13 protein-coding genes are annotated in these 7,631 nt (G+C 36.9%); 12 read left to right on the top strand and 1 reads right to left on the bottom strand.

Annotation, left to right across the window (positions count from 1 at the left end):
- Nucleotides 1–219 precede the first annotated feature (219 nt).
- The 10 genes from H5125_RS21140 (at nucleotide 220) to H5125_RS21095 (ending at nucleotide 4,331) form a co-directional block, all read left to right on the top strand.
- Entirely contained in the window at nucleotides 220–582 is a 363-nt protein-coding gene (locus H5125_RS21140) for a DUF4440 domain-containing protein (RefSeq protein ID WP_182745379.1), read from the top strand.
- A 342-nt stretch (nucleotides 583–924) separates the two neighbouring features.
- Complete coding sequence (locus tag H5125_RS21135) at nucleotides 925–1,227, top strand: hypothetical protein (RefSeq protein ID WP_182745377.1); 303 nt, start codon at nucleotides 925–927, stop codon at nucleotides 1,225–1,227.
- Nucleotides 1,228–1,370: 143 nt separating this feature from the next.
- A complete protein-coding gene (locus tag H5125_RS21130; RefSeq protein ID WP_182745375.1) occupies nucleotides 1,371–1,745 on the top strand; it encodes a hypothetical protein in 375 nt (124 codons plus the stop codon).
- On the top strand, nucleotides 1,746–1,988 hold the full coding sequence (locus tag H5125_RS21125; RefSeq protein WP_182745373.1) for a hypothetical protein: 243 nt from the start codon (nucleotides 1,746–1,748) through the stop codon (nucleotides 1,986–1,988).
- A gap of 556 nt (nucleotides 1,989–2,544) precedes the next feature.
- Nucleotides 2,545–2,787 carry a hypothetical protein gene (locus H5125_RS21120; protein WP_182745371.1) on the top strand — a complete coding sequence of 81 codons (243 nt, stop codon included), beginning with the start codon at nucleotides 2,545–2,547 and terminating at the stop codon, nucleotides 2,785–2,787.
- Nucleotides 2,780–2,947 carry a hypothetical protein gene (locus tag H5125_RS21115; protein WP_182745369.1) on the top strand — a complete coding sequence of 56 codons (168 nt, stop codon included), beginning with the start codon at nucleotides 2,780–2,782 and terminating at the stop codon, nucleotides 2,945–2,947. The genes H5125_RS21120 and H5125_RS21115 overlap by 8 nt, the downstream gene beginning before the upstream one ends.
- A gap of 1 nt (nucleotide 2,948) precedes the next feature.
- On the top strand, nucleotides 2,949–3,263 hold the full coding sequence (locus H5125_RS21110) for a hypothetical protein (RefSeq protein ID WP_182745367.1): 315 nt from the start codon (nucleotides 2,949–2,951) through the stop codon (nucleotides 3,261–3,263).
- Complete coding sequence (locus H5125_RS21105; RefSeq protein ID WP_182745365.1) at nucleotides 3,253–3,483, top strand: HNH endonuclease signature motif containing protein; 231 nt, start codon at nucleotides 3,253–3,255, stop codon at nucleotides 3,481–3,483. Before H5125_RS21110 ends, H5125_RS21105 begins: the two co-directional genes overlap by 11 nt.
- Before the next feature lie 180 nt (nucleotides 3,484–3,663).
- Nucleotides 3,664–3,912: a hypothetical protein gene (locus H5125_RS21100; RefSeq protein WP_182745363.1), complete on the top strand. Its 249-nt coding sequence runs from the start codon at nucleotides 3,664–3,666 to the stop codon at nucleotides 3,910–3,912.
- Between the two features lie 134 nt (nucleotides 3,913–4,046).
- A complete protein-coding gene (locus tag H5125_RS21095; protein WP_059747192.1) occupies nucleotides 4,047–4,331 on the top strand; it encodes a hypothetical protein in 285 nt (94 codons plus the stop codon).
- A gap of 86 nt (nucleotides 4,332–4,417) precedes the next feature.
- Here the strand turns inward: H5125_RS21095 and H5125_RS21090 are convergent, their stop codons facing one another.
- Nucleotides 4,418–5,002, bottom strand: coding sequence for a Rha family transcriptional regulator (locus H5125_RS21090; RefSeq protein ID WP_182745361.1), 585 nt, complete (start codon nucleotides 5,000–5,002; stop codon nucleotides 4,418–4,420).
- 805 nt (nucleotides 5,003–5,807) lie between these two features.
- On the opposite strand from H5125_RS21090, the gene H5125_RS21080 reads away from it, so the two are divergent.
- A complete protein-coding gene (locus H5125_RS21080) occupies nucleotides 5,808–6,350 on the top strand; it encodes a hypothetical protein (protein WP_182745357.1) in 543 nt (180 codons plus the stop codon).
- The gene (locus H5125_RS21075; RefSeq protein WP_182745355.1) at nucleotides 6,350–7,498 is read left to right on the top strand and encodes a DGQHR domain-containing protein; all 1,149 of its coding nucleotides are present in this window, start codon (nucleotides 6,350–6,352) and stop codon (nucleotides 7,496–7,498) included. Before H5125_RS21080 ends, H5125_RS21075 begins: the two co-directional genes overlap by 1 nt.
- The last annotated feature ends 133 nt before the right edge of the window (nucleotides 7,499–7,631 follow it).

Below are 7,631 nucleotides of genomic sequence, written 5' to 3'. Positions count from 1 at the left end.
TTCATGAGTTTCCATGGTGATACTCCTAGGTAATGCCAAGGTAGGCAGGGTCTAGTAAGTATTTATGATGGTGAGAAAGATGGGCTTTTATCTTTTCTGCCGCAGAGCGGCTTCGTTCAACAAGTCATTCAAAAGGACAAAAAACAGTTGGTTATTTGCTCCTTCGTCGCTTATTTTAGCCAACCATTATTTGCCTCTTAATGGGGCGTTAAGGTCTCTATGGATATCGCATCACAGATAGTAGAGTTAGAAAAATCACTATTTAGAAGTGATGTCCGAAGTTCTGTTTCTGAGCTTAAAAGTCGGCTAGCTCCAGAGTTTAGGGAAATTACATCTGCAGGTGTTGTTGTAGATCTACAAGACGTACTGGAGAGATTGCCAAAAGAGAACGGATGGGAAGCTAAAGGTCAAGATTTTGAGTTTAGCTTTATTGGAGTTGATGTTTGCTTGTTGACTTATAAGTCCTTTCACAGGTCGTCGAGTTCATGTAAGGGCAAATATTCCCGTCGAAGTAGCATTTGGAAAAAATATGATGATTGTTGGAAAATGGTATTTCACCAAGGCACAAGCATCGCGGTGTAAAATAGAAAACCTTAACAAGGCCAAGCAGGTAAAGCCGCTGCGCGGAGATAAATGCTCACTCAATCGAGTGTATTAACCTCATGGAATCAGTTAGACTTTAAAAAGATGTGATGGAACACCACAATGACAAGGGAATTGCAATTGAACACATACAAATCAAGCCTCATAATCAATTCAAAACTGCTCTACAGTCCAGATCTAGCCTCAAAAAAAGCAAATTCCTATAGCATAAAGCGTACCAATTAACCTGGACTCGGCATCGGCCAAGTCCAACAAGCGGTTTGTGCTACTCAAACAGCGCAACGCACAAATATTAAAACGTTATGTGAAATAAAGAATCCAATGAAATATGAAATATCTATAAAGTTTCTTGATCGAAAGCTTAAGAGAAATGATCTAATTCTGCTCCAAGGTTTCACTGGAATACCACTTGGAGAATTAAAGGCTAAGTGTATAGAATCGAGAGTAGATCTTGGAACAATAGTTAATGAACAGTTTTATTCAGGCGTAAAAGAAATATTGTTATTGTTAAATTTACTTGAATCAAACTACCAATTATTCAGTAATTCTAGCGAAATAAATAAATCATTTTTGGATAATATTGCTTATAAAATAAGTAATATTAGCCTCAGTGATATTAGATAAACCACATCAAGCGGCTTAAACGGACAAATATTCGCTGTCACCTTTTATGCAAAGACACGCACGAAAATCGCCATCAAACATTTGCGCGGTTAGCCGGGCGTTATAGCAATAAATCTACAATTCGTACTTAATAAGGATATTTTATGAAACAAGAAGACTTGTATTTTGCACCAGAGGATCTATTTAGGTTGGGTAACTCATCTGGACCTCGATTAACAAATGTGAGAAGACCTAAAGATGTAAATACAACAGAAATAAATGGTATCTGTGTTGTTATTGCTAATGGGAAAGGTATTTCATTATCAACCAAGAGCCGCCTCGATAAGACCCCTATGTCAGGATGGGTTTGGAAAATTGGTAAAGGTATACAAATGCCAGTAGGTTTAAAACTAATAAACGATCGACCTGGGCACTATACTGTATGCCCCACTTCTAATATGGCATTAGATGAATTTATTGGTTTGCTATCTAAATTAGCGCTAAAATGTCAAAAAGTATTTAAAAAAGAGGTAGTGTAAATGACTGTTATTCGTGAGCTTAATGTAAATCTTAATGATTGGGAGACTAGGTATATCCTAGAATCACTATCTAAAGAAATGGCACATTTAAAAGCTATAAACGCTTCATCAGAAGATGAGGACGAGGCTGCAGATGCAGGAAATGACTTTATTGAGGTGTCAGGTCTGTATGATCAAATGTCATCTAATGCAGTAGAAGTTTTTGGACAACAAATACTAGATTTTAGCAGAGACGAAATATAGTTATCAAATTGCTGAAACGGACACGTACAGTTTGCTCTTGCTTCGCGCATTCTAGCAAATTGTACTTAGTCGCTTAGCTTAGCGTTGAGGCTGTAGAATTTCTCTTTTTTAAGAAAAACAGCCTGTTTTATGGGGTCAAAATGCATTACCTAATGCTTTAAAAACGCTTAGCGTTAATTACAGGAGCTCGTTATTTAATTGAATTTGGCTGTTGGAGTTATTCTACAGCCTCGTTAACTAAGCCACTGCGCCAAATGCTGACTCAATCGTGTGTATTAACCTCATTGAATCAGCTAGACTTTAAAAAGATGTGATGGAACACCATAATGACAAGGGAATTTCAATGAAATACGTACAAACCAAGCCATATTGCCAGTTCAAACTGCTCTACAGCTCAGAGCCTGCATCAAAAAAAGCAAATTCCTTTAGCATAAAGTGTACCCATTAATCTGGACTCGGCAACGGCCAAGTCCAACAAGCGATTTATGCCTTGCAAACAGCGCAACGCATAAATACTAAAACGTTATAAATTACAAATTTAGTCATGGAGTAAATCATGGACATAATGAAGTTTGAGATATTAGAAGATAATGACGAAGTGGTAAAAGTAGATGCCAATCAAGTCCATGTGAAAAAGTCAAGTGGAGAATATGTCATATACACTCTAAAGCTTGATGAAGCAGAACAGGTGGTTGATTTTAATGTTTTCGCAATAACCAAAGGCTTTGGCTCTATTGAACTTTCGAAAGACGCTGACCTGAATGACCTATCAGAAATATGGGGTAGCTCTGGTGAGTAAGCTAATTAAAAAAGAAACTACCGATATTGCACCCAATTCTAAAGTCACGGGATCTGCTATTTACCGAATGGTCTCCCCTGAAGATCGAAAAAAACTCAAAGAGATTGCAAAGAAAAAAGCAAAGGAAATGGGATTAATTATAAACATAATTGAGAAATAGCATGAGTGAAAAAGATCTAATAATTCGTGTTTCAGGTTCTAATGAACTAGCCGAGGACTTTTTAAGTCAAGTTAAAAAAGAAGCTCAGGTTCTTGGTTTATTACCTGATAGTCAATCTATACGGGCTGTACCTAGTAAAGTTAGAAAAAAAGATGTAAAAAGCACAAAAGCTAAAGATCTAAAAATATCTGTCTCTGGCAATGAAAGCACAGTTGAAATGTTTCTTGAGGCTGTAATCGAAAGTGTAACAGAAGAAATAGGTCTTCCTGAGCCATCGTTGAACCTAAAACTGGAATCAATTGAAAATGGCAGTTAGATCTAGTGAACACAGAAAAGCCATAGCATTAGCAAAAATAAGAGAAGGCTATGGTTGTGAATTATGTCCATCAAAATTGGAGATTCATGGCCATCATATTTTGGACTATAGCTTTGGTGGTCAAGCAACTCCTGAAAATATACTCGTCGTATGTAAGGTTTGCCATGATAAAGTTCATGCAGGTGAGATCACTGTAGATACATATGATTATCGAAAGTAATTTATAACAAGTTGCTTAAACGGACAAAAACAGTTGGCTTTTGCTCGTTCCTCGCTAATTTTAGCCAACTATTTTTCGCCGCTTAGCAAGGCGTTAGGTTTTATAACTAACATCACTCACATTATTTATTCTTATATATAAAATATTTTTATAACTACTACACCATTTAAAGGGAAAGAAATGAATAAATTTTTATCAAGTTTAATCGTAATAACATCACTCACAGCATGCTCAACAAGTATTCCAATAACTACTGCCAATGGGAAATTAGGTCATGCTATAAATTGTTCTGGCGGTAACATGATTCATTGCTATGAAAAGGCTAGCGAAAAATGTGGTGCTAAGGGATATACTATTTTAGATCAAAATGATCGTTCAGCTGGTCTTTTTACTGGGGCAGATAAACGTATGATTGTTGAATGTAAATAAAAGCTAACAAGTCGTTAAAGCAGGACAATAATAGTTGGTTTTTACTCGTTCCTCGCTTATTTTAACCAACAATTATTTGCCTCTTAGTGGGGAGCTATGTAGATATCAAAATATTCTGCATCTAAGGAGTTAAGATGAAAATTCAGGTATGTATTGGTTTAATATTATTAGTTTCTGCTTGTGCAAATACTTCAGGAGTTGTGCCTCTTGGGGATGATTCTTTTTTGATTTCACGCTCTGAAAAAGGTTTCGATGTAACAGGTTCTGCTGTAAAGGCTGATGCTATTAAAGAAGCTAATAAATATTGTAAATCAAAAAATGAAACTATAGAAATAATTAAAATAACTCAAAAAGATATGGTTCCATTTAAATCAGATGCGCAAGCCGAAATAGAATTTAAGTGTGTTGTTCGGAGCTAAATCCACATAGCAAGAATTTAAGGCGGGACTACGAACAAAAAATGGCTACTTAATGTAGCCATTTTTATGGGCGTTTAGCGGTGTTTTTAGCGTAAACGGGCTTGTTTCTCTGCCAATCTTGCTAATGTCGCAATTTGTTGGTTTGCGGCTTCGCTGATTTCTAGCAATTGCTCAAGTGATAAAAAGCGGGGTTCGCGCATGTACTGCACTAATTTATCGCGGCTGGTGACAAACTGGTCATCATGTATCGGTTGCGAGCTCACTATTTTGCCGCCTTCCCATGTAAACATCATGCGCTGACGCTCAAACGGATGTTGAGTGCGGCTAAGTCGCTTTTGGGCTTCGTTGAAGGCATTGATGAAGTTGATCTTAAGTTCGGCAGCTTTGGCACCGGTAAAACCCATCACTAAAAACATAAAACCGTCTTTGGTCAGGTGGTAACACTTTAAATCGCGCTGACTGGTGCCAACCTGTTGATTTTGCACGTTGACGCAAAAATGCGTTGACGTAAATTCACTTGGGGCATCGACTAGAATGCGGTCAATTTTACGTAAAACGTCACAGTGTTTTTTGCCAAAATAATCGGCAACGATCAGTGAGTTAGTAATGGTTTGTTGGCCGTTAATAAAAACGAGTTGTGCAGGGTAGTTTTTAGACTGTTGTAAGTTCATGGGTGACACTCCTTGATATCGTGAGTAATCATCACCAAACGGTTCGAATCATTGGGTGATGAGCTGAGCAAGGTTCGAACTACCGCATCAAGGAAGCGGCCAGCCAAATGGCTGCCTCACCCAGCCCACCATAGTAGTGGTGCGCCGAGTCACGCAATAAAAAACCAGCTCTAAAGGCTGGCGACAATTGCGCCTTGAATTAAGCGGGGTTCGAATCCCGACATTGGATTTTGCCAATGCCCAATTAGTATCGCCCCACTTAGGCGCATTTGTCAATTTTACTTATGAGTTATCAGTTAAGTGAGTTATCGATAACCCTTCAGCCTAGACTAAAGAGTGATTGATTCGAGATATTTTAACTGATAAGTTACTAAAAATATTGGTAATTAAAGAAATATGGATGTTAAGTTTTTGGTAGCATTCTGTGAATGTTTTCCGGATTCACGCTAAAACGCCATTGAACTAAGCCGCTGCGCGGAGCTAAAGGCTGTTCAATCGAGTGTATTAACCTCATTGAATCCGCTAGATTTAAAAAATGTGATGGAACACCACTATGAAAAGGGAATTGAAATTGAACACATACAAATCAAGTCTCATAATCAATTCAACATTGTTTAGTAGCACAGAGCTAATATCAAAAAAACAAATTCCTATAGCATAAAGTGTACCCATTAAACTGGACTCGGCATCGGCCAAGTCCAACAAGCGGTTTGTGTCATACAAACAGCGCAACGCACAAATACTAAAACGTTATGAGCAAACGAGTATTGATCAATTCTGTAAGTCATTTTTTAATGGAGGTTTTGTGGAAAGTATTTACGAAGAGATCGATGATGACATCGACGACTTAGATGAAGAGGAGCACAGAGAAGCCTACTTAGGATTTTTTAAAAATAGTTTTCCTTTCTTATTATGCCCTACGCTAGTTAGAAGGTCTGAGGGTTTGCCTAATTTAAATTGGATTCCTGTAAAATATAATGACCATCAAGCTCATGATTTTCCAGATCAACAAGGGGTTTACATTTTTATGGTTAGTTTCGAGAATGCGAATTTACCAGGAAATTCTTATGTAATGTATGTTGGTAAAGCAGGTGATACAAATTCCGATAACACCATTGCTAAAAGGTTTCGGGATTATGTAAATAAATCGGGATACTATAGCCGTTCTAGAGTGAAGAAACTGATAAAGCATTTTTCGGAACATCTAATCTATTATTATGCGACTATACCGAATGGGCAATCAACGTCTGCAGTAGAGCGAATTTTAGCAGATGTATTTGTACCACCTTGTTGTCAAATGGACTTCTCAGCTGAAGTGCGGACTTTGCTTAGAGGAGTTAGATTATAATGGATAAAAGACTAGTATTACCATGCCTTAGGGGTTTTATGGGCAGCTGGACAACATATGCCTGCATGATGAGGTTATCAGATGCAGCAGATCTTATAGGCTTTGCTGATCAGCTTCATCAGATAGAGAAACTATCAGATAAAATTCAAAGAGAATTAAATAGTGACAGAGCGGAAGAAATAACTAATTACTTACTTGAGAATGAGGATCGATTTTTTAACTCTTTAGTTGTTGCGGTTTATGATGGAGACCCTAATTGGCATACTGTTGATAATTTAAGGCCTAACAACAATGAGTCTAGTCAATTAGAATTTCCCGACTATGCAGAAGATTGTATTGGCTTTTTATCTGTAACAAAAAAAGAAAAATTCTTTGCACTTGATGGGCAACATAGACTTGCAGGTATAAAAGGTGCTGTAGATAAAAATGATGCAATTGGTGAAGAGTTAATCAATGTTATTATCGTTGCTCACTCCAATACTCCAAGTGGAAAAGTTCGTTCAAGACGATTATTTACGACCTTAAATAAGAAAGCAAAATTGGTTAGTAAAGATGCAATTATTGCCCTAGATGAAGATGATATTGCAGCTTGTATTACAAGAAAATTATTAGAGTGCAATGAATTCCCTTATTTTAATGAAAGAAATATATCATTTAGCTCAGGCCCTGTTAGAGATAAAACAAGTATTACCTCTATCGTAAATATTTACGATAATGTTCAACGATTAGCTGCGCATAAACTCAAAGTTAAAATATCAGAATTGGAAAAGTTTCGTTACAGAGAGTACGAGTTTTTATTTGACTATGTGAAGAACTTTTTTGAGTTTACTTTTAACAATAGCGTTGAATTATCTCAAATAGTTAAAGACAATTCTATGGTTATAGATTATAGAAATAGCATTGATGGTGGTCATTTGCTATTAAGGCCAATTGGTTGGGATATTTATACTGATGTAATTATCTCAGGTCTAAATCAAGATGAATCTGACATGGAAAAGATCATTAAATTAGTGAGCACTAAAGACCTATCGTTAAGTGGGAAAATCCTCGGCAATAAAGTTTGGTCTGTTAAACAGAAACGCATACTAAAGGTAAGCGCAAAAAATCAAAAGATAGTGGAAAGAAATCTACTTGCTATCAAATCATAAATTGTTCATAACTAATAAGGATAGGCCGCGCGAAGCCGCGTCCTTATCCCAAGTGTTGAACAAGCCCGAACACGTGAGATGTGACTCTTTATTATGTAATTAACAGTTCGAGAAAACGCGCTGTTTGATGTGA

This window comes from Shewanella sp. SR44-4, assembly GCF_014163715.1.
Lineage (GTDB): Bacteria > Pseudomonadota > Gammaproteobacteria > Enterobacterales > Shewanellaceae > Shewanella.
This window is presented reverse-complemented; position numbering and strand designations above follow the sequence as displayed.